The following is a 25643-nucleotide window of genomic DNA, read 5'->3' as shown; positions in this document are numbered from 1 at the left end:
GCGCGGGCGCCCGTAAGGACAGCCTGCCGGGGCTACCAGCCGTTCGCCCTACCGCGGCCGCATGGACCGCAGCTTCCCCCACACGATGAGCCGGTACTTGGAGGTGTACTCGGGGGTGCAGGTGGTGAGGGTGATGTAGTAGCCGGGAGAGCTGTAGCCGTGCCCGGCCTTCACGAGGCTGCGGGGGACGGCTCGGATGACGCCGCTGTCGCGCGCGGAAGTCTGGGCGAGGACTTTGTCGACGACGTACGTATAGACGGCCTTCTTGGTCTCGACGACCACCTCATCACCGCCCGCGAGCCGATTGATGCGGCGAAAGGGCTCGCCATGGGTATTGCGATGCCCGGCAAGAGCGAAGTTGCCGCCCTGCCCGGGCTGAGCGGTGCGGGGATAGTGCCCGACGTACCCCTTGTTGAGCACGGCGCTCTTGCTCACCCCCTCGGCGACGGGCACCCGTATCCCGATGCGGGGAATGCGGAGGACGGCGTAGGCCTGATCCCAGCGGGGGGCGGGGGCGGTGACGGGTTGCTGTTGGGGGTCGGGCCGCTGACGGCCGGAGGATTCACCGCTGCCGGCGTCACGACCGGCGGGGTCGGGCTCTTCGCTCTCCGGCTGGGCGTTATCGCCAGGGGAAGCGCCGTCCGACTGATCGCTCCTCCCCCACTCCCGCTCAAGGGCCTGGACCTTGCGCTCGGCGCCTTCGCGGGCCTGGCGATTGGTCCACCAGAGCTGATGGACGACGAGAAGGAGCAGTACGAGCCCGCAGGTCACGGCGGCCTCCGCCCCGCCCCACACCAGACGTGCGGCACGCCCCCGCCGACCACGACGCCCCTGCACCACGACAGGAACCCGCTCCACCCGCTCCCGCACGACGGCACCGTCCCTCCCAAGAGGGCGGCAGGTTAAGCCCAAGCCGACGAACTAGCCATGGCGATCACACCACCGAACGACGCAGAGGCGTCCGCCCTGATCTGCACGGCAACCCTCCTGCTACGCCCCCACTCGGCAGTACGGTGTCCCGTATGCGCCCCGACACGCCTGCCGACCACATCGCCGAAGCCGAGCGCCTGGAGCGGACTGCCGGCTTGTACCCCGAGGACACCGAGCACCTGCTGCTGCAAGCCGCGGCCCACCTGGAACTGGCGGGCGAACGCGACCGCGCGACCACCCTCTACGACCGCCTCCTGGCCCCGGACGCCCCCCAGCGGGCGTCGGCCCCGACCCTGATCCGCGCCCTGAAGGCGTCGAACCTCTGGGAGTACGGCCACGAGGCGGAGGCCAGGGCGATCATCGACGGAGTCCGCGCGGCGGCCCCGCGCGACCCGGCCCCCTGGGTGATCGCGGCGGAGTCCCTGGAGTCCCACGACGAGCTTGCACAAGCGCAGGAGACGTTCACGGAGGCGCTGGAACTCCTGCTCCCGCAACCGGCGGGAGAGGGCACCCCGCCCGCCCCGTCCTACGAACAACGCCCGCTGCTGTTCGGCCGCCACAGGGTGCGCCGCTTGCTGGGTGCGGAGCACGACGCGTGGGACGCCCTGGCGGACGAGATCTCGTCCTCCCCGGTCCCCCTGGACGAACTGCACGACCCGAAACGAATCTGGTCCCTGGGCTCGGACAACCCGGCGGAACTCCGCGCGGAAATCTCCCGCATCCAGGCGGAACTGGGCTCGTACCGGGAGGCCCTGTCCCGCCCGTTCCCGGTAGCGGTCCTGCACTGGCCGACGACGGAACTGACGGAACTCCTGACGGCGTACCCGTCCCTGGAATCCGAATACCCCTCGCACGAGGCGCACTTGTCGACGATAGAGGCGTCCCTGAGGGAACTCTCCGCCTCAGGCACCCCCAACCTGGGAATCGTCACGGGCACGGTCCCGTCGTACGAGGCTTTCGCAGCATCGGAGGGCGCCCAGCCGACGGACGTCTCGCTCCTCCCCCAATACGCGACGACACTGGCGGCGCGGGGCAGGGCTGTGGGGTGGCCGCCGGAGGCGGGGGCGGCTTGCTGGTGCGGGTCGGGCAATACGTACGCCGGGTGCCACGGCTCGGACCAAGCCTGACCGTCGTAACACCGACTTACATCTCTGTCCGGCAAGAAGAGGCAATGCAAGAAGAGAATTCAGAAGCAGACGGCGAAGCCTGGGTTCCTCCGGCAGGATCCTGGGCTTCCTCTGCGGCCAAGCGTCGCAACATGCAGGCCATTCGCAGCCGCGACACCAAGCCGGAGCGGCTAGTCCGAAGCCTGCTCCACGCCCAGGGCCTGCGCTACCGCGTAGCGGCCAAGCCCCTCCCTGGCCTTCGCCGCACGGCTGACATTCTCTTCCGTCCGGCGAAGCTGGCTGTCTTTATCGACGGCTGCTATTGGCACGGCTGCCCCGAGCATTACACCTCGCCGAAGACCAATGCCGGCTACTGGTCAGACAAGGTCGCCACGAACATGGCCCGCGACCGCGACACGGACAAGCAACTCCAGTCGGCTGGCTGGACCGTGCTCCGTTTCTGGGAGCACGAAGCACCTGAAAAGGTTGCCGAACGCGTGGCAGCGAGCGTCGAGCGACAGCGCCGCGCAAAGCGCCCACGGGAAAACAAGGGAGAGCAGTGAGAGGCTTAAGATTCGTGGACGTATGCTCGGGTGGCGGGGGTCTGGCGCTTGGCCTTGAGCAAGCTGGCTTCGAACCGGTTCTGCTGCTGGACAACAAGCCGGTCGCTCTAGAGACACTCAGGTCCAACAGGCCGACGTGGAACGTACTACAGAGCGATCTCCTGGACTTCGATCCGGTCGACCATCAAGAGACCTACGACGTGGACCTGCTGTCCGCCGGACTTCCTCGGGTCAAATCCTCAGCGACCGCGAAGCGCGTGGAAACCGGGATCGAACTGGAGCTGCTCAAAGCTTCCGTCCTCCTCGCGCACGCGGTGCAGCCGCGCGCCCTACTGCTCGAGAACGTCCCAGGACTCGTCGATGCAGAGGAATTTGAGGAGGTGCGGTCTTTCATCCAGGATGAACTTGAGCACCTGGGCTATAGATTTCACTGGTTCATCCTTAATGCCGCTGATTTCGGAGTCCCTCAAGACCGAAAGCAGGGAGTGCTCATCGCATTGAAGGAGCAGTTCTTCGACGGCTTCCAACAGCCCATACCGACCGTGGACCGGCACATAGCGGTCGGTCAGGCGCTCCACGCCTCGATGTCTGCGCGCGGCTGGACAGATGCGTCGTCGTGGGCGGCCCAGGCTGATCAAGTCGCGCCGACCCTGGTGGGTGGCTCAGACAAACGGGGAGGTCCCGACCTCGGTCTAACCGGAACCAAGAAGGCTTGGGCCCGAATGGGGATCAATGGGAACGCTCTCGCCGACGAGGTCCCCGGACCGCAGGGCCTCCAGGAATCGGACAGTTCTGGCTCCCCACTGAAGAAGCTCACGGTGGAGCAGACAGCAGTCCTCCAGTCCTTTCCCTCCGACTGGGTCTTCGCGGGCAAGAAGACGGCGCGCTACCGGCAGATCGGCCATGCCTCTCCGCCCCCCGTCGGCAAGGCACTGGGCAAGGCAGTGGCCGAGGCCCTGCATCCCTGATCATCCACCGGCAGGTCTCGATCGACTCGGTACACAGGCACGAGCATCACCTGCCGCCGGCTACACTTCGATCCCATGACCCCCGCACATCCGAATCCACACCAGCCTGCAGATTTCCGCATTGTGGATCTGTTCGCGGGACCTGGCGGTCTCGACATCGCAGCCGTGATCATGGGAGTGGACAGTGTCGGGGTCGAGTGGGACGACGCCACACGCGCAACACGCACAGCGGCACGCCTGCTGACGACGGACGAGAAGGACGTCGCAGCATTGGGCCCCTGCGACAGCCAGGTCAAGGACGCCAACGTGCTCACCGGGGGCCCGCCCTGCCAGACATTCTCGGTCGCGGGGAATCGCGAGGGGCATAAGGCACTGAAGGACGTGCAACGACTGGCCACGCGCTTGGTCAGCCCCACGGACTTGGTGACCTTTGAATCCGTTTGGAAGCAGGTCAAGGTCGAGACCGACGCCATGTCGGACAACAGAACCGGACTCGTACTCCAACCGCTGCGCTGGATCATGGAGGCCAAACTCAAGCGCAAGGACCCCTACAAGGTCGTTGTGCTCGAGCAGGTGCCGACCGTCCTACCGGTGTGGAAGCACTACGCCAAACTTCTCAACACGATCGGTTACGCCGCAGCCGCCCACGTTCTGCACGCCGAGGCTTATGGCGTCCCTCAGACCCGCCGACGTGCCGTGTTGATCGCTAAATACGCTCCGGGGAACGAAGACATGCACGTCGACTTTCCTCGACCGACCCATCAGCGATACCGCCCTGGAGTGGAAAGACTTCCTGAGCAGGCGAACATCGATGAGCTTCCGCAGCAGGAGACACTGTTCGCCGACCCGGATATCACCACGCCGATCGTCCGGTGGACAGCGATGCAGGACGTGCTTCACGAGCGACCTCGGGATTTTGAGGTGGTCTCCAACTACGGCTCTGGCGGCGATCCCAAGAAGCGTGGCCGCCGTACCTCCGAGGAACCGTCGGCGACAGTCACCGGAAAAATCCGACGCAACCGTGTCTTCCTTCTGAAGGAGACGAAGTCGGGCACGAAGGAGATCGGCGAGGAGCTAGAGCGGCTGACCCCGAAAGAAGCGGGGCTTCTCCAATCGTTCCCTGCGGCATACCCGTGGCGCTCCACCGATGTGGCCCAACAGATCGGCAACGCCATTCCGCCGCGCCTGTCTTTGCACATCCTGAGCTGCGCCCTCGGATACGGGGCACCAGCAGAAGAACTCCTCAAGCAACTCGAAGAGTGGCGGCCCCCAACCGTCGATGACGAGGCCGAAGGCGCCTGATTATTCGACAGTGCTGCTCTTCCCGCGTACGAGTGCCTCGGCAAAGAGTTCCGCAAAGTAGTCAGCCAATGCCTCCACCGACGCTTCTGGAGCCTGCTCCTCGTCAGGCCCCTCTGGGAGCATTCTGCGGGGCACCGCAAGCGCCGATTCGCCAGCCTCGATCCATTCTCGCAGCGGCCCCGCGTCACGCACGACATCCGGGGCAATGACGTCGTACATCAATGTGGCCGCCGACGTGTTGACAGCGCGAGCCAGTGCGTTGACATCACGGCCTGTACTGACAGTGCCCCGCTCGATCAAACGCACCATCGCCTGGGCTGTGGGTCGGTGGTCGATGGCATCAAGGCGCAGCGTTGTGTTGAGCATGTCCTGATTGGCGCAGGCAGCCACCACAGGGCTGTAGTCGGAGCCGTTCCTGAACAACTCGGCCGCCCACCACAGCCGAGCGAAGGCTTGGGTGTAGTGAGCGCCACGGAAGCGGGTGGCCGCGACTCTCTGTGTCATATCCTCCCTGGGTTCCGGCATATGACGCCAGACGACATAATCCGGAGCGACACCAAGCGCCAGGTAGTTCCACAACCTCCTGTCCGCTGCCTCCCTACGGGTAAGTCTCAGAGCAGCATGAAGCCGAGGAGCCAGCCACGCGTCGGCCTGGGTCACCTTGGCCTCGCGGTACTCGTACAGGGCGTCATCAATAAGGTCACGCAATGGATGGAGAGCTGCCCGGGTGTCCTCCCCACGCAATGGCTCGGCAACCTTATTGAGCGCAATAGCAGGGACATCCTCCTTGCCAGCGAGTAGCCCCTCCGTGAGGTACTGGGCAGCATTGAGGTCGGACAGCAGCGCCAGACGCTCGGGCAGGTGAGACGGCTTGTGAGTCATGCATCGCTCCCCTGGTGAAGTCGGTCCAGACCACGGATGGTGGTGGATAGGGCCTTGGGCACATCGGCTCTGCGCGTGGCTGCGAAGTGGATACGAGGCTGGAGATCGATCCAACCCGATGTACCGGTGCGCCGCCGATGGACCTCACTCAGCGCTTCTTCGAGAGGTCGTTTAGGAACGACGTCCGGGAGCATCTCGCGGAGCACTTCACCCCGCCAATCGTGCGGGAAAAGCGGCGTACCGTCATCCTCCATTTCCAGGTCCCCGATGGCCGTGTGGAACACAGCAGTCCACACGTCCGTGCACATCTGGGCGAGCAACAAATCCCGGACCAAGCCCTCCGGCGAAGATCCGCTACCACCTACAAGTTCCGTGATTCCTTCGAAGTCGGTGTTTACGTGCACGGCGGGCAACTCTCCGGACGTGTCCACAATCCAAGGCACTTCCTTGAAGGGGCGTAGCCACTCCGGACCTTCACGGAAACCGACCTCGATAACGTCCAGTTCACGCTGCCTCGTGGGCTCCTTGGACGCGAGGTCTACGATCCACTCCTTCTCCGATGTAGCGATCACACGTCCCAGCACACCATCAACCGTGGCAATCACATGGACGGCCAGGACAGCGCGGTCGAGATGGTCGGAGCGCCACAAGTCCAACGATCCTGTCCATTCCCTTCCACCCTCCGTCCGGGACTCCAGAGCCACAGTGGTCCGAGCGTTGGTGGCTTTCTCAGTCAGCACCGCGACGACCGACACACTGCCCCAGTACCCGTTGGATTCGGTGGCACTGGCCGGGATGGTGGCCGACAGCTTCAGACGAGCGCTCTCCCAGTCGTCTCTCTCTGCCCGGCCCAGCGCAACTACCTGCTCCACGACTGAGAACGCCTTGGTGTCGAGTGGCTCGCGGCTCGCACCCGGGACTTTCACTTCCACGGCTGTCACGCGCAACGACACAGCACCGCTGAGGCGCCTGTACGGGTATGCCTTCACGCCTTGTCCCCTTTATTCGTGCGGAGTTCGACGACAAGACCAGTGAGCGCGGCTCTCACTGGATGACTGGATACGTCGGTGACGCCACTGAAGACTGCGGTTCTTGCACCGGGAGTGAAGTGCAGTACACCATCGACCAGTTCACAGTTGTGGATGGCTGCGAGTTCCAACCAAGCCACCACGGGGCGGGGGCCCGATCTCACGTCCAGCTTGGCGACCGGCACGAGATGCCAGGCCTCGCCCCCACGCGGCACCTTCACCTCTGCCGTGACACGCCACGCACCATCAGCTCCGACTTGGGCATCCAGTTCGTCCAGTACGGGAAGACCGGCAGTGGCTGAGGGCCGAGCCGGTCGATTTCCACCCACTGCTAGACGCTTGCGCAGTCGCTCCGTGCCCCCGCGCTGCTTCTCTTTGGGCACCGCCACGAGTTCACGGACAGCATTGTTCGCTTCGCGTGCCAGGTGGCCGATCCGTCGGTACGCGGAAGGCGAGTACTGCATTCGCAGCTCTTCCGTCTGCCCCCACTTGTCATGCTCGGGGGGCTCGGAGGCCCGCAAAAACGCCTCCGCCTCATCGGCGAAGGGGGCATCATCCCCCGCGGCACGCCCGGCGAGAAGCACCGCTTGGAAAGGGTCAGTGCCCAACCCCAGGTTCGGAACCAACTTCGCCCTGACCGTCATGCGGTTGCCACGCATCATGGCCACGGTGTTGTGGGGCAGGGCGTCCTCATCGTCGGCCTTGGTCACCAAGAGGACCGCTCGATGCTCACCGCCGCTCCTCCGGCCTTCTCGCCCGGGTACATTCAGCGGAACCGTCGTCATGGCAACCTGGCCCGACTCGGTCAGGCGCTCCACCGTCGCACCTTCCAGGAAGGCTTGAAGCGCGCGGGTACGCGAAGGCTGGGTGGCACGGGGATCGACCCGCTCTTCCTCAACGATCTCCATGCCATTGCGCAGCGTCCGAACCGAGGCCTCGAGAAGCGGCTGACGGTTCCCACCCGTAGTCATGGCAGCCCAGAAATTTCGCTCAAGGGCCTGAACGAGACGCTTGTGCATGCGATGCACGCTGTCGTCGTCCTCACTCCCGTCTCCCTCAGCCGAGGCGGGATCGGCGAGGCTCGCCACGTCATGAGCGCCCACGATCAGAAAGGAGGTGCCGGGTTCGTTGCTCTCCCGTGTGAGGTGCAGGCGCTCGACAGTCTCCTCGCCGGCCCACCAAGAGCGGGCGACATCCTCATCGCCCACATCAGGGTCCGGCTGACCGAACCAGGCGGGCCCGGCCCAGGGCTTTCCATCAACCTTGCGCCATGGCAGATCGAGCCGCCCGATGAGTCGTCGCTCGGTTCGACCCTCGTGCGGTTCGGACAAGGTGGAGTTGATGATCACCAGGCCGAGTCGGCTGGTCGCCCAGAGTGTCGCCTTGCCAAGGCCGTACGAACCGCCAGCGCTACTGGCAGACTTATGGCTGTCGAGTTGCCGCCGAACGACAGCGGCGAACCGACCCGTGTCATAGTCGTCCCCGGTCAGACCGGACGCGTTGTAGTCATCGACCCGCAGCAGCACCAGCCTGTCCCGCGTGTACATCTCGTGCAGGCCAGCAGCAATGACCCTCCCCACCTTTTGGTCCTGGGCCGCCGCCGCCTCGTAGTGTGGGAAGAGCTCGTCCCATTGAATCGCCTCGCGGAATCGAGCGAGGTTCTCGCCGGTCAGTTCCTCCAGCGTGTATCGGACACGGACCGGTTGGCCGTTCTCCGTGAGGCGCTCGTCGAGGCTGTTCTGGGTCGCTTCGCGAGCAAGAACTCCGACGTCAGCCTCGAAGGCAAAGGCCGCAGCGTTGCCGAAGTCGCGGCCGCCATCAGCATAGGCCGGACGGTGACACCAAGTGACGGGTCGACCTACCAGAGTGTCCGTGGTGCGGCTGTGAATCGTCCCCAGATCCGTACCGAGAGCATCCGCGATCTTCCGGATGGTCTCGTCGCGAGGCGTAGCGCGCCCGGTGATCCAGGCCGAGACAGCAGCACGAGTCACCCCCACCGACTCCGCCAGCTCCGTCTGTGTCTTCCTGGCCCTCTTCAACTGTCGGGACAGCCATGGCCCGAAGTCTTCTCCACCGTCCACGGCCACCACTCCTCAGCTGCTGCCAGTGTTACGGAGCCCACCCTACCAGCAACATTTGACATGGCGAGCTTTTGTACAACACTAGTTGACAGGTTGCGAGCGAAGACTGAAGGTGTTGCCACAGCTTCAATGTGAGCTTCGAGCGACAAATCCCAGATGTCCGAATGCTTCGACTGGGCGCCTCTGCCGCATTCCTCCAGGGGCGTCGGAGTAATAACCGGCCTCACCCGTTCCGCTTCACACAACCTCAACAGCCTTGAAAATAAGGCAAGTTCACCCTAGAGTCCGTTTCAAATTAACCGCCTTACGGGAATCGCCTGTCGAGGGGGCTTATTTCCCATGCCCTTCCCCGTTGGAACTCTGAACTGCGCGCCACCTCAACTGCCCGCCAACACGTTTCAACGGATCGAGGATTCCCGTGCCCGAAAGTTTCGAGACCGAGCCCTCCCTGAAGCTCATGCGTCGGATTGTCGCCGAGTATGACGCCTGCGAGGGTACGGACAGCCAGGCTGAATTCCTGGCCGAGTGCCGCATCACGCCCGGAATCGTTCGGGCATATCGCAGACTGCTCGAAATCATCGACAGCAGGAAGGTTTCCCCTCCGACCGGTTTCGGGAGCCGCCGCCACCGCCGCTCCCGTAGCCGCGACCGGCGCATTCGCACCGGCCCTCCTGGGCATCCTGGCGCCACTAGCCGCTCCTCCGGGAACCGTCGCGCCCACACCCGCGTCACCGTCATCATCATTGACTTCGATCTGCCGTAATCCGCAACGAGTTGTCGGCCCCTGGGTCTATCGTCATCGAGAGTGCCGGTCGCGTCGTCTTGCGGCGCGGCCGGCTTCCCGCACCTCCTCGTTCCGCCCTCAGTCACAGAAACGGAAATACCGTGAGCCACCTCAACTCGGCGGACACTGCGGAGTCCTCACCCGTGATCAGGAAGGTCATCGAGCAATCCGAGCGCGTGCTGGAAACGTACCGGGTCGACCCGGGGCTGATTCAGGAACACGCGAACGGCGAACGACGGATCACTCAAGGCGGATACGGGGATCGGCAGCTATTCGAGCTGATTCAGAACGCAGCGGATGAAATCGCGAACGAACCCGGCGGTACCGTTCATTCCGTTCTCACTGGAACTCACCTCTACTGCGCGAACGAAGGGACGCCGGTCACTCCAGAGGGCGCTGAGACCATCCTTCGAATGAGCGTCTCGAAAAAGCGTGGTGGCCAGATCGGACGATTCGGTGTGGGGGTTAAATCTGTTCTCGCGATCACTGACACGCCTCAGTTCTTCAGCAAGTCAAGGAGCTGCGAGTTCGGATTCGGGTTCGATCGCGACTGGGCCTTCTCACAGATCAGTGGGGTATGTGGAGATACGACCGGCGAGGAATTCGAAGCTCCGGTTCTCCGTATGGCCCGCCCTCTCGATGTGGCCACAGAGCGAAGAAACGACCCCGTACTCGACGAACTCTTGAGCTGGGCCACTACGGTGGTGCGCCTCCCCCTGCTCAGCGGAGCCGCCGGACGGCTTGCCGGTGACATGCATCAGGTTCGCAAGGAAGACACTCAGAAGGAATTCCCGGCCCGGTTCCAACTCTTCTCCCACCACGTCGGAACCGTGGTCCTCGAAGACCGCCGTGCGATGCCTGCCGTCCGGCGCACCATCAAGGTCGGACATGAGGGGTTCCGGCACACGATCCACGAACAGCGCACTGGTCAGCAGGCGTCACGTACCGACTGGAAGGTGTTTACCCACGCACATCGTCCCACCGAGGCCGCCCGCCGCAGTGCCGGCGAGATGCATGACCGGGGGACCATCGATATCGCCTGGGCCGTGCCAGAGTACACAGGCGACAAGTTGCTGACCGCCCCGCGCGGGCGGGGCGAGTTCTGGTCGTTCTTCCCGACCAAATACCCCATGACGCTGAGCGGCGCGCTCAACGGCGCCTGGAAGACGAATGAGGACAGGCAGAACCTTCTGGATGCCAGTCCTTTCAACGAAGAGATCATTCAGGTCGCGTCCCGCCTGGTCGTGGACTCACTGCCCCACCTGGCACCTGCACAGGACCCGGGTGCCTACCTACCGCTGCTCCCTGGTCGAACCAAAGAGTCCGAGACCCTCAACTGGGCCGACCAGCAACTGACGGAGAAGATCTGGGAGATGGCGGCACAGCGCCCCTCCCTCCCTGACCAGGACGGGACCCTGCGCATCCCACGGGAGCTCCATCTCCATCCGGACATGGGAAAGCGCGGGAAGCTTCAACTGCATTGGTTGGAAATGTGGAACGCCTACCCAGGGCGCCCCTCGGACTGGATCCATCCCTCCGTGGAGGCTGCGGAGATCCGATCGGGCAAGGTTGAGCACATCATCTCGGCGGCCAAGCGGGAACGCGCCACGGTCCGCGAGTGGCTTGAGGCACTTGTGGCCGATGGTTCGGCCGATGCTTCGGCCGTGGCGATACGAATCCTCTCGGAGATGATCAAAGACTCCTCCCCCTTCGCCGACGAGGCTCGAACAGCGCGCATCGTGCTGACCGAGGAGCACGGCATGGTGCCTCCAGTCGCGGGCAAGGTCTTCCGTCGAACTGTCCAGGACGGGCTGAAGGACGACCTCGTCTACGTCGATCCGAAGCTGTCAGAGGACATGTCCCTCTACTCGGCCCTCAATCTGATCGGCATCCGTGAGGCGGATGCCCGCGGGCGGTTTGTCGGCGTACTCGACCAAGGATTCGATCACTACTCAGCCCGGGATTGGACCCGGTTCTGGGAGCTCTTCCACAGCGCGGGCGGCAGCCACGTAACCGCCGAGGTACGGACTCGGGTACCGGTTCCGCTGGCGACCTTGTTCGTCCGTACCAAGGACGGCCACTACCGCCCGATGCGGGACTGCATGATCCCCGGCCCGGTGGTACCGGCCGACGGCTCGCGAGACGCCTCGGTGGCAGTGGACATGAGTTTCCACTCCGACGACATGGCGGTCTTCCGCGAATTCGGACTACGGGACCGCCCAACCGCCGGGTGCCGACCGGAGGACGAGCCCTGGTTCGACGACTACCGCACGGCGGTATTCGACAGTTATTGCCGAACTCTCGACAGTAGAGCGAGTCGACCAACGATCGCTCGCCTCAAGCTCGAAGGCGCCGCTGTCGGTGGTCCATTGCACTTGCTGCCAATGCTCTCGAACGAGGGGAAGGCTGCCTTCGTCAAGGCTCTCCCAGATGAATCCGTCATTGATGTCTGGACCAGGCAGTTGGGTGCGCAGGCCGCCACCCGCAAGGCCGTCACCTCCCCCTTGCGCTGGATGGTGCGCCGTCATGGCCTTGTCGCGACGTCGAAGGGCATCGTGAGCCTCGATGGCGCGGTGGGCCCCCAGCTCAGGGCGTACAGCGACGTGTTGGCAGTCGCCGATATCAGCCCGGAGAAGGCACGCAAGCTACACCTTCCTGTGGTGGTGGACGAGGTACCGGAAACTCAGTGGGAAGCACTGATGGAGGATCTCCTCCAAAGCGAGGACGACGCGTTCGTCGGCCACACCTACGTGATGCTGACCCGTCTCCAGGTCGCCTTCCCCGAGGACTCTCTGACCCGGTGTCGCATCGGTGCAGAGTGGAGCACCCGTGAGGACGGCGAGATCGCGGTGGCCGCCACGGCCGAGGAGTACAAGGCCCTTCGGGCCGAGCAGCTCCCGGCCCTCCTCGCCGGCACGCCGGAAGATGCCGAGCTGATGATCGGCCAGTGGGGCATGTTGCGCTACTCCGACGTCATCAGCAAGGAAACACAACACGCGGCTTCCGGAGAACCCATTCCCTTGCGGGACGCATTTCCCACTCTTCGGCAGAGGCTGGGGAATTCAGTCAACAACTACGACCTGCAGCACTGTTCGGAGTTGGAAGAGGTCGTGCGTACTCCAAACGGAATACGGGCCACCCCCCTCAAGAGTGCGCTGCAGGGCACCACTGTGCTCGTCCTCGCGTCCGCAGACCGGATCACCACTCTCAAGGCGGCCGATCGGGAGCTCCGCTGGGGCTTGGGGGATTCCGGGTGCCGTGAGTTGCTCGAAGCACAGCAACGACAGGAGCAGGACCAACAGCTCCAGGAATCGCTTCGTGCCGTACGCGAGGCAGCATCCGTGGTGGAGAAGCTGGAGTTGCTGATCGGTGCCGACTCTTTGCAGGGAGGCCTCCCCGCCGGCCTGCTCGCCAGCGAGCAGGCTGACCTGGGTGGCGCGGAGCCGACCGCGCATCGAGTCGCACAGATGGCGTACAACGCGCACGGCGACGGGGTGCTCCAAGTACATGTGAAGGACCTAGCAGCCGCATACCCCAGCCACGCCCCCTCTTCGTTCACCGGCGCGACCCCTGCGGTGAAGTTCGTCTCCGATCTCGGCTTCCCCGACTCCTTCGCCGGCGTTCGCACTCCTCCGCTGGCCCCCCGGCTCGATGTCGACGGCCCCACGGAGTTCCCCCGCCTCCACGACTACCAGGAGCGCCTGGCAACCAACGTCTTCACCATGTTGGATCGGCTCTCCCCTCAGCGAGGCATGCTGTCCTTGCCCACCGGCGCGGGCAAGACGCGAGTGGCCTCCGAAGCGGTCATCCGCTGGATCAAGCAGGAGGGGCAGCTCGGCGGTCCGATCCTGTGGATCGCCCAGACCGAAGAGTTGTGTGAACAGGCGGTGCAGAGCTGGCAGTTCGTGTGGTCAAAGGTGGGTGCCGAGAGCCCTTTGGCCATCAGCAGGCTCTGGTCGTCGAACGAGGCGGGGCCCGTCGCCGATCGCCCGCACCTCGTCGTGGCGACGGACGCCAAGTTGCGCGTGTCCCTCGACACTCGTGCGTACGCGTGGCTCCGCAAGGCGTCCCTGGTCATCGTGGACGAGGCCCACATGGCCATCGCCCCGCAGTACACGGAAATCCTCGCCCTGCTCGGTCTGACTCATTCCCGCACCGATCGCCACCTGCTGGGTCTGACCGCGACCCCCTTCCGTAATACCAATGTCGAAGAGACGCAGCGACTGATCCAGCGCTTCGGTGGCCGTCGGTTGGACGACGGCATCTTTATCTCGGGCGATCCTTATGCCGAACTGCAGGAACTAGGCATGCTAGCTAGGGTGGCCCACAGGGAACTTGCCGGTGGTTCCATTGAGTTGACCTGGGACGAACAAGAACGCGCTACGCAACTGAGCGTGCTCTCCAAGGCCGCGGAACAACGTCTGGCCGACGACAACGATCGCAACCGGCGCATCATCGACGAAATCCTCGCCATGCCCGAGGACTGGCCGGTCCTAGTCTTCGCCACATCCGTCGGCCACGCCAAGTTCCTCGCGGCAAAACTCAATGACAAAGCCATCACCGCCGCAGCCGTCGACGCCACGACCTCTCCCACCGAGCGCCGGCGACGCATCGACTCGTTCCGACGACGACAGACCCGCGTTCTCACCAACTACGGAGTTCTCACACAGGGATTCGACGCCCCCGCCACCCGCGCCGTCGTCGTGGCACGCCCCACGTACAGCCCGAACATGTACCAGCAGATGATCGGCCGCGGCCTCCGCGGACCGCGTAACGGCGGCGAGGACACCTGCCTGATCCTCAACGTCCGCGACAACATCAAGAATTATGACAAGGCCCTGGCCTTCACCCGGTTCGAGCATCTGTGGGGTGCCAAGTGACCAGCATGTACGCGGACAGTCCCACTCTCACGGCAGAGCAACAGGCAGTCGTCGACCAGCCCTGGGACGCAAGGGTCCTGGTGACTGCTGGGCCGGGCGCGGGCAAGACCCACACCCTTGTGCGTCGACTCGACGCCCTGGTGAGCCACGAGGAGGAGGCATTGGAAGCTGGCGAGATCCTAGTACTCACCTTCTCGCGTGCTGCGGTTCGCGAATTGCGTGAGCGGATCTCCGCCCACGGCCAGCAAGCCCGGCGAGTCCGCGCCCAGACCTTCGACTCCTGGGCGTATGCCTTGTTGACCAGCGCGTATCCGGATCATGAGTGGAGTCGGTACACCTTCGATGAGCGCATTCGCGAGGCTGAGAAGGCGATTGCCAAGGGGGCGGTGGAGGCCGGGGAGTCCGGCGCACCGGCTCATGTGATCATCGATGAGGTCCAGGACCTGGTCGGCGACCGTCGAAACATGGTGGAGACGCTGCTGGACTGGTTCCAAAACAGTTGCGGCTTCACCGTGGTGGGTGACAGCGCACAGGCTGTGTACGGATTCCAGGTGTCCGACCCGGATGCCCGTGCCGCCGAAACCAACTACTTCTTCGACTGGCTACGAGCCTCGTTTGCCGACGACTTGGTCGAGCTGCATCTGTCGGCCAACTTTCGCGCCCACACCGAGGAAGCACGCGCAGCTCTGGCCATGGGGCCGACTCTTCAGCAGCTGCCCTCCGACACCGCCGAAGCCGCAGCTGCCGGCGAATCCGCGTACCGGGAACTTCGGGGGCGTGTTCTTGCCCGTCCTCACTTCGGCGAGCTCTCCAGTTCCTTCGTCGTCGGCTCGCTCCGCGACTACCCGGGTACGTGCGCGATGCTGTGCCGGGACAACAGGCAGGCGCTCGTCCTATCCGAGACCCTGTTCGGGCACGGTGTACCTCATCAGCTCCAGCGCTCACTCCAGGACCGCCCAGTCCCGGCATGGGTTGCCGCACTAGTGAGCAGTACCGGCTCTGCAACGCTCGGCGAGGAGCGCTTTCGGCAGATCCTCGCCGAAGTGGGCATGTTGCGTGACGTCGATCTTGCTCCTCTGTGGCGATCCCTTCGCGGGGCTGCCCGAGCCTCCCGCGGTCTGCTCGACGTCGCCGAGGTGCGCAGGCTCATCGCCGAAGGGCGCTTCCCCGACGACCTGACCGCAGCAGAACCCGCCCGTCTCGTGGTCTCCACGGTCCACCGCGCCAAGGGACTGGAGTTCGACCGAGTGATCCTCATCGAGCCGGCCACCATGACCGAGTTGAGCAAGCAGCACACCCACACCGATCCAGCAGCCGAAGCACGGGCCTTGTTCGTTGCCATGACGCGACCGCGAGAGGATCTCTACCGGTTTGCCGCACCGCGCACCGCGTTGGTCCGCCGCGATCGCGTCATCAACCGGTGGTACGTGGCCGGCTGGAAGTCCTACGCGCGTTACGGCATCGAGGCCGCTGGGCACGACGTCTGCCGTGAACACCCACCAGGGACGGACGGCTTCGACTTCGACCCGGTGGCGGTGCAGGAGCACCTCGCCCACTCGACACACGCCGGTGACCCGCTCGTCCTGCGTCGCCTCCACGAGCTGCAATCGGACGCCGACCAGAGTCCCCCCTACGTTGTCTACCACGGTGGAATCCCGGTCGGCCTGGTCTCCAAGAAGTTCCGACAGGATCTGTACTCGTCCTTGAAAGTCAGCCGTACCTGGAAAGTCAACTGGCCCGCGGAGGTCTTCGGATTCCGGGTGGACGCCATCGAGTCCGTGGCCGGCAGCACGGCCTCCGGCGCGCGCGCCGGGCTCGGCGAGCACGGGGTCTGGCTGGTGCCGCGCATGTCTGGGCTGGGGCGCTACAAGTGGGGCAAGGACGCCCAGGAAGGCGGCGATACCCGATGATGAACGATTTGAGCGACCACGCGGCCCACTACACAGTCCGCGACGGTTTGGTCGCCCAGCTGCGCCGAGACCTGCTCGGCCCGGGGTCCGACGACGAGGTCCTGTCCCAGGACCCACCGATCACTGCCTATCCAATCGGCGTGCTGTTCCCACGTGCGGCAGATAGCCCTGCCGAGCAGGAGCTCGCCGCCGACATCGCCGAGAACGCGGGCCTGGACGAGACCCCCATGCTGAGGCGGAGGGACATCGATGAGCCCACCCCGGACGTCGGTATAGCGCTAGCCAACGACCGTAGGCCGTCCTCCATGGGGCTCACCTTCGCAGTCGATCCCGACATGGCTCGTACGGTCATCATCGCGACGGAAGCAGCTGCCTACGACCCGGTCGACGCGGCAGGGCGGCCGATCACAGCAAAGCGCTCGGAGGCTCGCAGCACGTCCGAGCGGAACGAGCATTGGCGTCGTAGACCGCTGAGCTTTCCACCCGTCACTGTGGATGTCACCAAGCCCGGTGTGCAGCCCGGAGAGCCCTTGTCCGACGAGGTGAGCATCCGTGCCCTCGTACGGAAGGCATCACCCGACGGGACGGTCACCGTCACTGTCTCCTTGATCAACGAGAAGCGAATCGGCGAACACGAACTGCAAGACGCCTTCAGCCTGTTCCAGCCCCGTCTCACGGTCAGAACCCCCGCTGGGGAGTGCGCTTTCGTGGACAGGCAGCCCCCGTCAGGAGCTGCTGATATGGAGCAGGCCACCAGCAGGCTCCTACATCGACACGCGCCGACCTTCGCAATGGGTCATGGGTGCGCGGCCGATTGGGATTGGACGCCTCCACCCATCGATACCCCGCTCCTCAAACGTGCCGCGATCTCCGAGATCCGGACCGAGTTCGTGCCCACTCATGAAGTCCTGCTGACCGACTCCAATCCTGAGATCGACGCCTCTGCCCTCACCATGCACGGGTTCGCGACTCGATCGGATTCGGAAGTCCTGTCAGCACTCGAGGGGCTGCTGGCCGGATATGAGGAGTGGATCGGCCGCAAACAGTCCGAGGCAAGCGCCTTGGCAGGCACGCCGTACAGCACAGCCGCACTGGAGCAGATCGAATCGTGTCGCGTGGCGCTCGACCGGATGCGGCGGGGGATTCGCCTGCTCGCGGACCGGGATCGGCCGGAGGTCATGCAGGCTTTCAAACTCGCCAACGAGGCCATGGCGCAGCAGAGGGCCCGGAGTTCCTGGGTAAAAAACGGTCGCACAGGCCCACTCGACACGACATCGGGACGCTGGCGCCCATTCCAGATCTCCTTCGTACTGCTCTGTCTCGAAGGAATCGTCGACTCCACCCACGACGATCGGAAGGTCGCTGATCTGCTCTGGTTCCCGACCGGCGGCGGCAAGACCGAGGCGTACCTGGGTCTGATCGCCTTCACTACCTTCCTGCGTCGCATGCGCCTGAAGGAGCGTGGCGCCGGAGTGACCGTGCTGATGCGTTACACGCTGCGGCTGCTAACCCTGCAGCAGTTCGAGAGGGCCACCATTCTCATCTGCGCGATGGAGCAGATGCGGCTGGCCGACGAGGACCTGCTCGGCGACGTGCCGATCTCCATCGGAATGTGGGTGGGCCAGTCCGCCACACCGAACAAGCTGGACATTGCCGCGGACAGCCTGGTAGAGCTCCGCAAAGGTAGGTCCCTTCAGGAGAAGAACCCGGTCCAGCTCCACGCCTGCCCCTGGTGCGGCACCCGCATCGACGCCCATCAGTACGAGGTGGACGAGGACGCGGTGCGCATGCACGTACGCTGCCCCGATCCTTCCTGCGACTTCCGTGAGGGGCTACCCGTCCACCTCGTCGACGAGGCTGTCTACGACGCCCGCCCCACCCTGGTCATTGCCACGGTGGACAAGTTCGCCTCCATGCCGTGGCGCGAGAAAACAGCAGCACTCTTCAATCGGGATCGTGCGGACGGCACGCCCCCTCCGGAGTTGATCGTCCAGGATGAGCTCCACCTCATCTCCGGGCCGCTCGGCACCCTCACCGGTCTGTACGAAACGGCGGTAGACGTCCTCGCCGACCAGCCGAAGGTAATCGCCTCAACCGCGACCATTCGGCGAGCGGGCGACCAGGGCAAGGCGTTGTTCGCCCGCGAGGTCTCCCAGTTCCCCCCGGCCGGACTGGACTCCAGGGATTCATGGTTCGCCGTCGAGACGCCGCGCGAATATAAAGCCAGTCGACAGTACGTGGGCCTGCTCACCCCGAGCACCAGCCAATCGTCTCTGCTGATCCGCACCTACGCCACACTGCTGCATCAGGCGAATCGCACCGAAATCTCTCAAGAGGTGCGTGACGCCTACTGGACCCTGGTCGGATACTTCAACAGCCTGCGGCTGCTGGCCGCCGCCGACCTGCAGGTTCGGGACGACGTCGAGGCCTATCTGGAGTATCTGGCCGAGCGCGATGGCACCGACAAACGGTCCATCAGGGAGATGACCGAGCTGACCAGCCGTGCAACCTCCAGCGAGATCCCCGCACGGCTCAAGCAGATCGAGCGACAGTACCCCGACGACGAGGCGGTCGACGTGTTGCTCGCCACGAACATGATCTCGGTCGGGGTCGACATCGACCGCCTCGGCCTGATGGCCGTCATGGGGCAGCCGCAGACAACTGCCGAGTACATCCAGGCCACCAGCCGGGTCGGACGAAGTCATCCGGGCCTCGTCACCGTCATGCTCAACTCAGCTCGCTCCAGGGATCGTTCGCACTACGAAAACTTTCTCCACTTCCATTCGGCGCTGTACCGCGAGGTCGAATCGACGTCGGTGACCCCCTTCTCCGCCCGCTCCCGCGATCGTGGCCTCCATGCCGTGGTTGTCGCGCTCGCCCGCATCCTCATCCCTGCCGCCCGCCCCAACGACGGCGCCGGGCGTATCGACGAGTTCCGCGACGAACTCCAGGACGTGATCAGGCCCATCCTGCTCGGTCGCGTACGCGACATCGACAAGGACGAGTACGAGGCGACCGCCCACGCCTTCGACGAGTTCGTCGACTGGTGGGCAGATTCTGCAGAGGCTCAAGGCGGCCTTTACTACGAACCTGTGCGCGGCAAGAGGACCCCCTCCCTGCTCCGCAGTTTCGACGAAGAGCTGAACGACAAAGCCTGGCCAACCCTGTGGAGTCTGCGCGACGTGGACGCGGAAACCGCCCTGTTCATGGAGGCATCTCGATGACCCCGCCCCCCGCCCGCCGCAGGGGCACAGGCGCCCCTGCACGCAGCTACCCCCGCCGCGGATCGGTCCGCCGCGCACAGATGATCACGACGTACGGTGTCGGGTCGATGATCGCCGTCGAGGACGAGTCGTTCATAGTGGCTGGCACGGACTCCTGGAACATCGGCGAGGCTCCGACGATCCACGAGCACCGGCTCCAGCGCATTCTCGGCGTGCGGTCCTTCCGTCTGCCTCCCGCTTCGACCGACACCAGTAAGGATGGCGTACGAGTACGCCGCTTCCCGCTCTGGCATTCTTGCCCGACCTGCAGCTCCCTTCAGCACGTGCGGGGATTCAACTCACCACCTGGCAAGAACGAGTGCGGTGACTGCCAGGAGGCCTTGGTCCCCTCTCGATTCGTCGTGGCCTGCACCCACGGTCATATCGACGACTTCCCATACTGGAAATGGGCGCATCGCGACAATCGCGCGGAGGGCTCGTCAGGACACTGCGGAGGTGAGATGCGTCTGCGGACCAGCGGCCGGACCGCCTCCCTGCGCTCCATCCTCGTCTCGTGCACCTGTGGAATTCCAGAAGTGTCGATGGAAGGTGCGTTCCGGCGCAGTGCGCTGCCCAAACTAAAAGTGCGATGCGAAGGCAAGCGGCCGTGGCTGAAGGACGCTCCCGCGGAATCCTGCTCCGAGCCACCCCGCACGCTTCAGCGCGGTTCGTCTGCGGCATGGCAACCGATCGTCAAGTCTGCGCTTTCCATTCCGCCATGGAGCGACGGCCTGGCCGACCGTCTCGCGCCCCACTGGGATGATCTACGCAACCTCGAACGTTCCGAGATCCCCCTGTTTCTGAAGATCCTCACTGTGCGAGAGGGCGGCGACATCTCCCCGGAGGCCGTCCACGCTCTCCTCGACGCCGAGTTGCACGAGGACTCAGGGGTTGACCAGGAACCCGGCAGAGACAGTGCCTATCGTGCTCTGCGCAACCAGGAGTACATCCACCTGCGAAGCGGAAACGCCGAGCGTGATGGAAACCGGGAAGAGCAATTCGTCTGCGAGCCCCCAGCGACCGATTCGGAGGACCTGACTCGACTCGGCCTGGCCCGGCCAATGCTAGTCAAGCGGTTGCGCGAAGTCCGGGCCCTAAAGGCGTTCTCCCGTGTGGAGTCTCAGGAGGCCAATGCCGATATTCATGAGGCCCAGCTGTCCCTCAAGCGACTGGATTGGCTGCCTGCCATGGAGGTCCAGGGTGAGGGGGTGTTCCTCCACCTCGACGAGGAGAGAATCGACTCCTGGGCCCGGAGCGCGGCCATCGCCGCGCGAGTGGAACGCATGCGGAACAACCACCAGCGACTGCTCCGCGAACGGGCGTCGGACCCGGCGACCGCGCCCGAATCCCCAGCGACCCCCCGCATGGTCCTGCTGCACACTCTGGCGCACACGCTGATCAACGAATGGAGCCTGGATGGCGGATATCCGGCTGCGGCGCTCCGGGAGCGTCTCTACTCGGACGGCACCATGGCGGGCCTGCTCATCTACACAGCAACCAGCGACTCGGCGGGCAGCCTCGGCGGCGTCGTTGCGCAGGGGGAACCCGATCGCCTGGCCGTTGCCCTCCGGTCCGCCCTCCACCGGGCGGAGTGGTGCTCGGCCGACCCTCTCTGTATCGAGTCGGAGGCGAGCGGGGCGGGCAGTGTGAATCTCGCCGCCTGCCACGCCTGTGTCCTGCTGCCGGAGACAAGCTGTGAGCTGAACAACGGCTTGCTTGATCGGGCCCTGCTCGTGGGAACTCCCGAGGATCCCTCCATAGGGTTTTTCCAGGGCGCGGATCACTGACCGATGGCGCATCTTGCCTCTTCAACCTCGGCCTCGAAGTGGTCCTGAGCTTGGCCGAGGGCATCCTCCGGGTCGCAGCCGTGGGCTCGAAGCCAGTGGAGGAGGTCTGCGATCACATCGATCGCAGCCTCTTCCGCAACCGCGGCACTCAGCCTTGAGCGCACTCCGAGCCGTGAGCCCGCCGGGCCTCCATATCCCTTGATCACTTCCTCGGCCCTGCCGACATGGGGAGTGGTCATGCAACCTGGCAGACCACGAATCCCGGTGGACAGTTCACACCACGTGACCTTCGAGTCCGCCGCCAAGACGACCCCCCACCGCTCAGCCACCTCGTTCACAAGGGCCACCCCGCGCCCGACTTCCGAATCGCGCTCCACCACGAGAAGAGTCGGCAGTGCCCGCGCATCCGGGTCCCGGACCTCAATGCGTACATACGACCCACGCATCGAGAAGCCAAGAACCGTCGGTGTACCGACACCCACGTGGTCGATGACATTAGTGACGAGCTCGCTCACGCACAGTTGCGCCGCTTCGACGACTTCGGGCAGACCCCACTGGGTCAGGTGTAGCCGCACCATACGCCGCAGGGCTGCCACCTCCTCCGGCTCGGCCAGGAAGGGCAGCTCCCATGCCTTCCTCAGTACTCCGCACCGACAGTCAGACATGTCGACCAGCCTCTCCATGCCGCACAGGCATCGCTTACTGTGCCTGTCTGTGCACCCAGAGTTGCAGTGGAACTCTCAAAATGGAACTCTCACAACAGAGTTCCGGGAGCACGGAGCTTCCTCGCGCGCCCCTGGTCGTGCGCCCTTGCTCCGTCACCGAAGCCGGGGCACTCTCGGAGCGATCAACAAGAGAGGCCGGAAACATGGCAGTTGGGCCGACCACCCGTCGTCGCCAGCTCGGCGCCGACCTTCGCCGTCTGCGCGAACGCAAGGGGCTCACGCTGGAGGACGCCGGCGCTCGCGTGGGTATCTCCAAGGCCACCCTCAGCCGCTACGAGACCAAGGAGGGCACGGTCAAGTGGCCGACCGTGGACGCCCTTTGCCGGGAGTACGACGCCGACGAGGACGTACGTACAGCCCTGGTCGAACTCGCCAAGGGTGCGCGGATCCAAGGGTGGTGGCGGTCCCTGGCAGACCCCGTGCCCGAGTCCATGAACCTCATGCTGACCCTTGAGGACGAGGTGGTGAGGGAGGACCACTACGCGTGCATGTACATCCCCGGCCTCTTCCAGACCAGGGCGTATGCCGAAGCCGTGCACCGGGCGTCGGAGATGGGCTGCTCGGAACGCGAGGTGCAGCACATGGTCGACATTCGCATGAAGCGGCAGGAGCTCCTCCAGCGCTCCGAGCCCCCGCACATCTGGGCCATCATCGACGAAGCCGCCATCCACCGCGTCGTCGGCGGGCCCAGCGTCATGCGTGAGCAGATCGAACACCTCTTGGAGCTGGCCGAGTCTCCGCACGTGACGGTGCAGATACTGCCGTTCTCGACCGGGGCCCACGCCGCAGCGGTGGGAAGCTTCGCTCTCCTGCGCGGCCAGAGCCCGGACCTGGACGTCGTCTACGTCGATCTTCTCGGCGGTGGACTCTTCATGGAGAAGCCGAAGGAGCTGGAACGCTACAAGTTGGCGTTCGATTACCTTCGTGCGCAGGCCCTCGATCTGCCATCATCCAGCGAAAGCATCCGCCGAACCCTCACGGAGTTGTGATGGACGCCCGACGCCCTCCACGCTGGTTCAAGTCCTCGTACAGCGGGGGATCCGGTACCGAATGCGTCGAGGTGGCGGTGACCGAGCACAAGGTTCTTGTCCGCGACTCCAAAGGCTCCGCCCGCGATCAGCTGGCCGTCGCGCCACGCACCTGGTCCGGGTTCGTCGCGTCCATAGGGGACATACCGCGCCCCTGACTCAACCCGCGCCCCGCCACCGGGAAGGGAACGGGGAGCAAGAGCGAGATTCAATGACCAGTAGCAGTATCAGCACCGATGAGTTGGTGTGGTTCAAGTCCTCCTACAGCGGGGGCAACGAGACCGAATGCGTGGAAGTCGCCATCGTGAGCGATCAGGTGTTCGTGCGTGACTCGAAGCTGCCCGCCGGCAAGCGCTTCGGGGTTGAGGCGCGGGCCTGGGTCGGGTTCCTCGCATCCGTACGGGATATGCCTCGCCCCTGACCCGACCCGACCGATGCCCCACCGCCGCGCGGTTGCAATTAAGTCCCACGACAGGCCGGTTCGACAGGGGGGCACGTGGGATTTTTCTGCATTCCGTCTCCCCTTACTCCACCCGCTCGTCCCAGTCGATCCGGTGGTCGAACTGCCATGCCCCCCATACCGCTCCCCCGGCCCCGCCCACCTTCGTCGCCACCGGCAGCAGGGCGTCCCTCAGTACGCGGCTGAGGGGGCCCGCCGGCTTGGGGGTGGCCGTTCTGGCGGCTGCGGAGGTGGCCGTGGGGGTGGCTGTCGTTAGTTTCAGGATGCGGTCCACGCGGGGGCGGCGCAGGGACTCGTACGCCTTGAAGGCCCTGGAAGGGGGCAAGTCGCGTAGGCAGCGGGCCAGTTGTACCGCGCTCTCGGCGGCCAGGGACGCGCCCTGGCCCGATGTGGGGGGCGTGGCGTGTGCCGCGTCTCCGATCAGGGCCATCCTGCCCCGGCTCCAGGTGGTGAGGGGAAGCATCGTTTCTGTGGGGCCCGTGATCAGCAGATCCTCCGGGGCCGTGGCCGCCACGAGGTCCGGTGCCGCGGTGCGGTCGTCCGTGAACGCCTCCCTCAGGCGCTTCAGCCACTCCCCCGCGCCCACCGCGTGCGCCTCCGTCGACGTCATCGGCTCCCGGTGCGGCAGGTTCACCGACCAGACCGCCGACGCGTCCTCCATGATCTGGTAGGAGAAGTACGCCCTCTTTCCGTAGCACATGTACAACACCCCCTCCGTTGAAGGGATTTCCGTCTTCTGTACGCGTGCCGTGAACGTGAGCATTCCCGCGTAGTGCGGCTTCGGGGTGGAAGGGTCGATCAGGGTTCGCACCGTCGAGCGCAAGCCGTCCGCGCCGATCAGCACGTCCGCCTTCGCGAGTGAACCGTCCGAGAAGCGGGCCGTCACTCCCGCGCCCGTGTCCGTCGCGTCAAGGAGGCGCTTGCCCCGCTGAAAAGGGATTCCGCGGCTCGTCGCCTCCGCCGCCAGCGCCTCGTGCAACTCCGTGCGCCAGACGAAGCGCGTGGTGGGGAGGTGCTCCGGCGGGGCGAGTTGGGCCAGGTGCCTGCCCGTCCAGCTGCGCAGGCCAAGGGCGGTCACCGGGGTGCCGATGGCCCGCACCACCTCCGCCGCGTCGATCGTCTCCAGCGCCTGCTGGCCGTTCGGGGCGATCGTCATACCGCCGCCCGGGGCCGACTTTCCCGACGTGCCCGACGTGCCCGACGTGCCCGACGTGCCGGTCGAGGTGCCCGCCGGGTTGCCCGTCGCGCCGTACGCCTCGTAGACCGTTGCCTCTATGCCCGCCTTGTGCAGGGCCATCGCCGCCACCGGGCCGGCGATTCCACCCCCGATGACCAGGGCTGTTCGGGTACGGGCAGTGGTTCGCGCGGTCATCTCTACTATCGGTCTCTCGTCGGCGGCGCTGTCGCACGCGCCGCGCGGACGCAGCGCACACCCTCACCAACCTACGTGGCGCAGACCCCCTCGCCGCAAGGCTTTCCTGGCGCGTTAGCCTCGGGCCGAAGGCGCATTGAGGGCGCATGAGGGCGTATCGGTGGAAGCCGTGGCGATAGCCGGCGGCGGAGCCGTGGAAGCGAGGCAGGCGTGGCGAAGGTACCGGCAGCAGCAGTGGCCGCCAGTGGGCTCGTCGGAGGGTTCGCCGTCGCCCGGTGGACCAAGAAGCGGCCGCTGGGCGGCGTCGTACTCGCCGCCGCGGGAGCCGCGGCGGCCCAGCAGTGGCGGGAGAAGGCGGGGCCGAGGACGGCTGCCGCGCTCAGCACCGCGTACGTCGCCGCGTTCGCCGGGTCGCATCCGCTCGCCAAGAAGGTCGGGGCCTGGCCCGCGGTCTTCGGGGTCGCGGGCGGCGTGGGGCTCGCCTCTTGGGCCTTCGCCGATCGCCGTCGGACGGCCTCGGTCTAACCCTCACCGCTGCCCCCCGGACCGTTCAGGCCCCACGGCACGGACCGTT

18 protein-coding genes are annotated in these 25643 nt (G+C 65.2%); 12 read left to right on the top strand and 6 right to left on the bottom strand.

Annotated elements, in window-relative coordinates; translation table 11 throughout:
- Positions 1-48 precede the first annotated feature (48 nt).
- Positions 49-870, bottom strand: a complete 822-nt coding sequence (locus ABZ906_RS29590) for a class E sortase (protein ID WP_361387770.1) — start codon at positions 868-870, stop codon at positions 49-51.
- Positions 871-1022: 152 nt separating this feature from the next.
- Here ABZ906_RS29590 and ABZ906_RS29585 point away from each other — a divergent pair, with 152 nt between their 5' ends.
- The 4 genes from ABZ906_RS29585 to ABZ906_RS29570 all read left to right on the top strand — a co-directional run bounded on the left by ABZ906_RS29585 (position 1023) and on the right by ABZ906_RS29570 (position 4869).
- Positions 1023-2057 carry an SEC-C domain-containing protein gene (locus ABZ906_RS29585; protein WP_361387767.1) on the top strand — a complete coding sequence of 345 codons (1035 nt, stop codon included), beginning with the start codon at positions 1023-1025 and terminating at the stop codon, positions 2055-2057.
- A 44-nt stretch (positions 2058-2101) separates the two neighbouring features.
- Complete coding sequence (locus ABZ906_RS29580) at positions 2102-2599, top strand: very short patch repair endonuclease (protein WP_361387764.1); 498 nt, start codon at positions 2102-2104, stop codon at positions 2597-2599.
- A 14-nt stretch (positions 2600-2613) separates the two neighbouring features.
- On the top strand, positions 2614-3567 hold the full coding sequence (gene dcm / locus ABZ906_RS29575) for a DNA (cytosine-5-)-methyltransferase (protein WP_361387761.1): 954 nt from the start codon (positions 2614-2616) through the stop codon (positions 3565-3567).
- Positions 3568-3642: 75 nt separating this feature from the next.
- Positions 3643-4869, top strand: a complete 1227-nt coding sequence (locus ABZ906_RS29570) for a DNA cytosine methyltransferase (protein WP_361387758.1) — start codon at positions 3643-3645, stop codon at positions 4867-4869.
- On the opposite strand, the gene ABZ906_RS29565 is transcribed toward ABZ906_RS29570, so the two are convergent.
- From ABZ906_RS29565 to ABZ906_RS29555, 3 genes are read right to left on the bottom strand one after another with little or no spacing between them, the layout of a single operon-like run.
- Positions 4870-5751, bottom strand: a complete 882-nt coding sequence (locus tag ABZ906_RS29565) for a DUF6339 family protein (RefSeq protein WP_361387755.1) — start codon at positions 5749-5751, stop codon at positions 4870-4872.
- A complete protein-coding gene (locus ABZ906_RS29560; protein ID WP_361387752.1) occupies positions 5748-6740 on the bottom strand; it encodes a hypothetical protein in 993 nt (330 codons plus the stop codon). Before ABZ906_RS29560 ends, ABZ906_RS29565 begins: the two co-directional genes overlap by 4 nt.
- Positions 6737-8860 (bottom strand): helix-turn-helix transcriptional regulator, encoded by a 2124-nt coding sequence (locus ABZ906_RS29555; RefSeq protein ID WP_361387749.1) that lies wholly within the window; start codon positions 8858-8860, stop codon positions 6737-6739. The genes ABZ906_RS29560 and ABZ906_RS29555 overlap by 4 nt, the downstream gene beginning before the upstream one ends.
- Positions 8861-9745: 885 nt before the next feature.
- Here ABZ906_RS29555 and ABZ906_RS29550 point away from each other — a divergent pair.
- From ABZ906_RS29550 to ABZ906_RS29535, 4 genes are read left to right on the top strand one after another with little or no spacing between them, the layout of a single operon-like run.
- Positions 9746-14524 (top strand): DEAD/DEAH box helicase family protein, encoded by a 4779-nt coding sequence (locus tag ABZ906_RS29550; protein ID WP_361387746.1) that lies wholly within the window; start codon positions 9746-9748, stop codon positions 14522-14524.
- 5 nt (positions 14525-14529) lie between these two features.
- On the top strand, positions 14530-16434 hold the full coding sequence (locus ABZ906_RS29545; protein WP_361388031.1) for a UvrD-helicase domain-containing protein: 1905 nt from the start codon (positions 14530-14532) through the stop codon (positions 16432-16434).
- A complete protein-coding gene (locus ABZ906_RS29540; protein ID WP_361388028.1) occupies positions 16434-19658 on the top strand; it encodes a helicase-related protein in 3225 nt (1074 codons plus the stop codon). Before ABZ906_RS29545 ends, ABZ906_RS29540 begins: the two co-directional genes overlap by 1 nt.
- Positions 19655-21484 carry a DUF1998 domain-containing protein gene (locus tag ABZ906_RS29535; RefSeq protein ID WP_361387743.1) on the top strand — a complete coding sequence of 610 codons (1830 nt, stop codon included), beginning with the start codon at positions 19655-19657 and terminating at the stop codon, positions 21482-21484. The genes ABZ906_RS29540 and ABZ906_RS29535 overlap by 4 nt, the downstream gene beginning before the upstream one ends.
- On the opposite strand, the gene ABZ906_RS29530 is transcribed toward ABZ906_RS29535, so the two are convergent.
- Positions 21478-22167, bottom strand: a complete 690-nt coding sequence (locus tag ABZ906_RS29530) for an ATP-binding protein (RefSeq protein ID WP_361387740.1) — start codon at positions 22165-22167, stop codon at positions 21478-21480. The two genes, ABZ906_RS29535 and ABZ906_RS29530, sit on opposite strands and share 7 nt — an antisense overlap.
- A gap of 185 nt (positions 22168-22352) precedes the next feature.
- Here ABZ906_RS29530 and ABZ906_RS29525 point away from each other — a divergent pair, with 185 nt between their 5' ends.
- Genes ABZ906_RS29525 through ABZ906_RS29515 form a run of 3 tightly spaced genes read left to right on the top strand, consistent with a single transcriptional unit; the run spans position 22353 to position 23658 of the window.
- Positions 22353-23198 (top strand): helix-turn-helix transcriptional regulator, encoded by an 846-nt coding sequence (locus tag ABZ906_RS29525; protein WP_361186587.1) that lies wholly within the window; start codon positions 22353-22355, stop codon positions 23196-23198.
- Positions 23198-23395 carry a DUF397 domain-containing protein gene (locus ABZ906_RS29520; protein ID WP_361186590.1) on the top strand — a complete coding sequence of 66 codons (198 nt, stop codon included), beginning with the start codon at positions 23198-23200 and terminating at the stop codon, positions 23393-23395. The genes ABZ906_RS29525 and ABZ906_RS29520 overlap by 1 nt, the downstream gene beginning before the upstream one ends.
- A gap of 53 nt (positions 23396-23448) precedes the next feature.
- On the top strand, positions 23449-23658 hold the full coding sequence (locus ABZ906_RS29515; RefSeq protein ID WP_361387737.1) for a DUF397 domain-containing protein: 210 nt from the start codon (positions 23449-23451) through the stop codon (positions 23656-23658).
- A gap of 103 nt (positions 23659-23761) precedes the next feature.
- On the opposite strand, the gene ABZ906_RS29510 is transcribed toward ABZ906_RS29515, so the two are convergent.
- Positions 23762-25069: an NAD(P)/FAD-dependent oxidoreductase gene (locus tag ABZ906_RS29510; RefSeq protein ID WP_361387734.1), complete on the bottom strand. Its 1308-nt coding sequence runs from the start codon at positions 25067-25069 to the stop codon at positions 23762-23764.
- Between the two features lie 210 nt (positions 25070-25279).
- On the opposite strand from ABZ906_RS29510, the gene ABZ906_RS29505 reads away from it, so the two are divergent.
- Positions 25280-25594 (top strand): hypothetical protein, encoded by a 315-nt coding sequence (locus ABZ906_RS29505; protein ID WP_361186597.1) that lies wholly within the window; start codon positions 25280-25282, stop codon positions 25592-25594.
- The last annotated feature ends 49 nt before the right edge of the window (positions 25595-25643 follow it).

It is taken from the genome of Streptomyces sp. NPDC046925, from assembly GCF_040644915.1.
In the GTDB taxonomy this organism is placed as follows: Bacteria; Actinomycetota; Actinomycetes; order Streptomycetales; family Streptomycetaceae; genus Streptomyces.
Note: the sequence above shows the minus strand (reverse complement) of the source record. Positions and strands in the feature narration are given on the sequence as shown.

Bases quoted from the DNA above. Each gene is read 5' to 3' on its own strand.
- ABZ906_RS29585 (WP_361387767.1), top strand. From the start codon at position 1,023: ATGCGCCCCGACACGCCTGCCGACCACATCGCCGAAGCCGAGCGCCTG.
- ABZ906_RS29580 (WP_361387764.1), top strand. From the start codon at position 2,102: ATGCAAGAAGAGAATTCAGAAGCAGACGGCGAAGCCTGGGTTCCTCCG.
- ABZ906_RS29570 (WP_361387758.1), top strand. From the start codon at position 3,643: ATGACCCCCGCACATCCGAATCCACACCAGCCTGCAGATTTCCGCATT.
- ABZ906_RS29565 (WP_361387755.1), bottom strand. From the start codon at position 5,751: ATGACTCACAAGCCGTCTCACCTGCCCGAGCGTCTGGCGCTGCTGTCC.
- ABZ906_RS29545 (WP_361388031.1), top strand. From the start codon at position 14,530: ATGTACGCGGACAGTCCCACTCTCACGGCAGAGCAACAGGCAGTCGTC.
- ABZ906_RS29540 (WP_361388028.1), top strand. From the start codon at position 16,434: ATGAACGATTTGAGCGACCACGCGGCCCACTACACAGTCCGCGACGGT.
- ABZ906_RS29535 (WP_361387743.1), top strand. From the start codon at position 19,655: ATGACCCCGCCCCCCGCCCGCCGCAGGGGCACAGGCGCCCCTGCACGC.
- ABZ906_RS29530 (WP_361387740.1), bottom strand. From the start codon at position 22,167: ATGGAGAGGCTGGTCGACATGTCTGACTGTCGGTGCGGAGTACTGAGG.
- ABZ906_RS29525 (WP_361186587.1), top strand. From the start codon at position 22,353: ATGGCAGTTGGGCCGACCACCCGTCGTCGCCAGCTCGGCGCCGACCTT.
- ABZ906_RS29520 (WP_361186590.1), top strand. From the start codon at position 23,198: ATGGACGCCCGACGCCCTCCACGCTGGTTCAAGTCCTCGTACAGCGGG.
- ABZ906_RS29515 (WP_361387737.1), top strand. From the start codon at position 23,449: ATGACCAGTAGCAGTATCAGCACCGATGAGTTGGTGTGGTTCAAGTCC.
- ABZ906_RS29510 (WP_361387734.1), bottom strand. From the start codon at position 25,069: ATGACCGCGCGAACCACTGCCCGTACCCGAACAGCCCTGGTCATCGGG.